Origin of the sequence: Aeromonas sp. 600724 (genome assembly GCF_049175135.1) — a bacterium.
Taxonomy (GTDB): domain Bacteria; phylum Pseudomonadota; class Gammaproteobacteria; order Enterobacterales; family Aeromonadaceae; genus Aeromonas; species Aeromonas veronii_A.
Map to the genome: position 1 here is coordinate 1 of NZ_JAAKUM010000037.1, position 2,959 is coordinate 2,959.

3 protein-coding genes are annotated in these 2,959 nt (G+C 56.0%); 2 read left to right on the forward strand and 1 reads right to left on the reverse strand.

The window, feature by feature from the left end; genetic code table 11:
• Positions 1 to 183 precede the first annotated feature (183 nt).
• On the reverse strand, positions 184 to 1,302 hold the full coding sequence (locus G5168_RS20870) for a fatty acid desaturase (RefSeq protein WP_227341807.1): 1,119 nt from the start codon (positions 1,300 to 1,302) through the stop codon (positions 184 to 186).
• A 147-nt stretch (positions 1,303 to 1,449) separates the two neighbouring features.
• Between G5168_RS20870 and fabR the strand changes: the two genes are divergently transcribed.
• The gene (gene fabR, locus G5168_RS20875; protein ID WP_005339921.1) at positions 1,450 to 2,070 is read left to right on the forward strand and encodes an HTH-type transcriptional repressor FabR; all 621 of its coding nucleotides are present in this window, start codon (positions 1,450 to 1,452) and stop codon (positions 2,068 to 2,070) included.
• A 19-nt stretch (positions 2,071 to 2,089) separates the two neighbouring features.
• Positions 2,090 to 2,455 (forward strand): YijD family membrane protein, encoded by a 366-nt coding sequence (locus G5168_RS20880; RefSeq protein WP_139442142.1) that lies wholly within the window; start codon positions 2,090 to 2,092, stop codon positions 2,453 to 2,455.
• The last annotated feature ends 504 nt before the right edge of the window (positions 2,456 to 2,959 follow it).

Sequence of the window (2,959 nt, forward strand, 5' to 3'; positions counted from 1 at the left end):
TGCCATCTGGGGATCAGCTTTGAGCAGGCCTGCGAACAACTGGGTCTCAGCCAGCAGGAGCAACAGGCACTGGATCAGTTGCAGCAACAGCAGAGCCAAGCCAACTAGCTTGAGTTGAATCATAAAAGAGAAGACCGCCAGCAGGCGGTCTTCTCTTTTAGTCTCTGTGATAACCGGACGGCATCATGCAATACCTGCCAGCAAACGACTCCAGTTGCGTTTACCAGCGATGAAGCCGTCACGCACGGCCCGGTACTCCAGTTGCAGCTTGAGACGGTCATAGCGCGCCAGCGCCTTGCGCTTGCGCAGCTCCAGCAGCCGCTTGCGACTGGCGTAATAGTGTTGAAGCTGCTGACTCAGCTTGTCGTACTCCTCCTGCAGCAGCGCCTGCCACAGCTCGCGATCTTCCTGCTTGCGCAACTTGGCTTGTGCCCGTTTCAGCTGCATCTGCAGTCGAGCTTGTTCGATACGCTCCTCCGGCGAGGATCTGAGATCCCCCGCCAGACCACACCAGGAGGCGAGCCGGATCAACCACTTGGTCGGATCGAACTGCCACCAGTGAATGCCGTTGCGGTAGTCATTCTCGAACAGGTGGTGAAAGTTGTGATACCCCTCGCCAAAGGTGAAAAAGGCCAGGATGCCGTTATCGCGAGCGGTATTGCGGTCGGTATAGGGCTGACTGCCCCAGATATGGGCCAGCGAGTTGATGAAGAAGGTGGTGTGGTGAGTCATCACCATTCTCAGCACACCCGCCAACAGCAGCATGCCGAGCAAGTCCCCGTGCCACAGGCCGAGCAGCAGCGGCAGCCCCAGATTGGCCGCCAGCGCTAGCGTCAGATAGTGACGGTGCTGAAACGCGATCACCGGGTTGTTCTGCAGGTCTCGCACATTGCTGTAATCGCCATAGCGATCTCCCTGATGCTCACGCAGCATCCAGCCGATGTGGGAATACCAGAAGCCGTGCCCCGCGCTGTAGGGGTCTTTGTCGTTGTCATCCACATGACGATGATGACGGCGGTGATCGGCCGACCAGTGCAGGGCCGAATTCTGAAGCGCCAACGCACCGCCGATGGCAAACAACCACTGCAAAGCGGGGCGCGCCTTGTAGGCCTTGTGCGACCAGAGCCGGTGATAGCCTGCGGTGATGGAGAGACCACTCAGGCAGAACAACAACAGGAAACTGGCCCACTGCCAGAAATCGTAACCGTGGCTCATGCCATACCAAGGCACGGCAACCAGAGCGACCAGTCCGGAGAGGGAGAACAACAGGGTATTGGTGATAATAATCGGGGGTTTAGCCATCTTCTTGCATCCTTTCAGCGAACAGCTGTTAGCCATTTTCCATGGCAACTTCGCCATGGTCAATGGTAAAAAAGTAGGATACAAACCTGATCCGAAGGCGCCTTCGGGTTATCATTTGGCCTCGTTAAGCTGAAGGTGACTGATTTCGTGGGTATTCGCGCTCAACAAAAAGAAAAAACACGGCGTACATTGATTGATGCTGCATTCAGCCAACTGTGCGCCAACCGAAGTTTCTCCAATCTCAGCCTGCGGGAAGTCGCTCGCGAAGCGGGTATCGCGCCCACCTCTTTCTATCGCCACTTTCGCGATATGGAGGAACTGGGCCTGACCTTGGTTGACGAAGGAGGTCTCACCCTGCGCCAACTGATGCGCCAGGCACGCCAGCGCATTGCCGGTGGTGGCAGTGTCATCAGCACCTCGGTGCAGACCTTTATGGAGTTTGTCGAGAACAACCCCAACATCTTTCGGCTGCTGCTGCGGGAACGCTCCGGCACCTCGGCCGCCTTTCGCCAGGCGGTAGCTCGCGAAATCCAGCACTTTATCGCAGAGCTGACCGATTATCTGGAAGCCACCACAGAAGCACCACGGGAAGATGCCTACATCCAGGCAGAAGCCATGGTCACCATCGTCTTCAGTGCCGGTGCCGATGCACTCGACATGACCAGCGAAGAGTGCCGTGCACTCTCCGACCGAACAATTCGCCAACTGCGGATGATCGCCATGGGCGCCGAGGTACAAAACCAGAAGCGCCGTGAACCTCACCCATGACCACAGGATGGAGAACGACATGCCTGAACAGCTTATGATCCCGAAAAAACCGCTTGCCATGGCCATGCTGATTGGTATCTGTGGCGATGCCTCTCTGGCCGTGCTGACCAACTCGGTCGTGCCTTTCTCCTTCTTCCCGCTGATTGCCCTCTGGCTGGCGGCCTATCAGCTGTTCCAGCACTATCGCCATGAACCCATGGTGGGCAACACCCCCATCTGTACCCTGCTCTGCTTCTTTATCGGTGTCTTCGGTCACTCCGCGCTGCTCAAGGTGCAATACCCGGAGCTTGGCAGCAACTTCTTTTCCCTGATCATGATGCTGCTGTTACTGGCGGCCCTCTCCATCAAGCTCGGCCTGAGCATTGGCAACAAAGAGAAGCCCTGATAAATCAACCGAGTGATGGTAATCAGTTGATAGATAAAGCAAAGAGGCCTTCCCGTCGGGAAGGTCTCTTTGCTTGAACTGTACCTGATGAATCCGGCAATCTCGGTATTCCCAACCTAGCCAAACGGCTTGGCTTCAAGATCGATGTGCAGATGGAAGCGGAGGTGGTAAATATGGGACTGCCCTTTAGTCAGCAAGCGGCAGAAGCCTGATTTGACCCCTTGTAGACTCGTTCAAATGGCTGATAAGGCCCGGATATAGCCCGAAAATGGCGGGAATAACCGGCTATCTGGCACTCTTACTTGGCAGAGAAAAGCCAGATATTGGTGGTTTAAGGCGCTAAAAACACCAAAGCCCGGTTATGAAACCGGGCTTTGTGTTGATTCTTGCGTACAAATCTGTGGCCACTGGACAAAACCACCCATAGCAAAAAGGCCTTCCCATCTGGGAAGGCCTTCAAATTAGTGGCGGAGCGGACGGGACTCGAACCCGCGACCCCCGGCG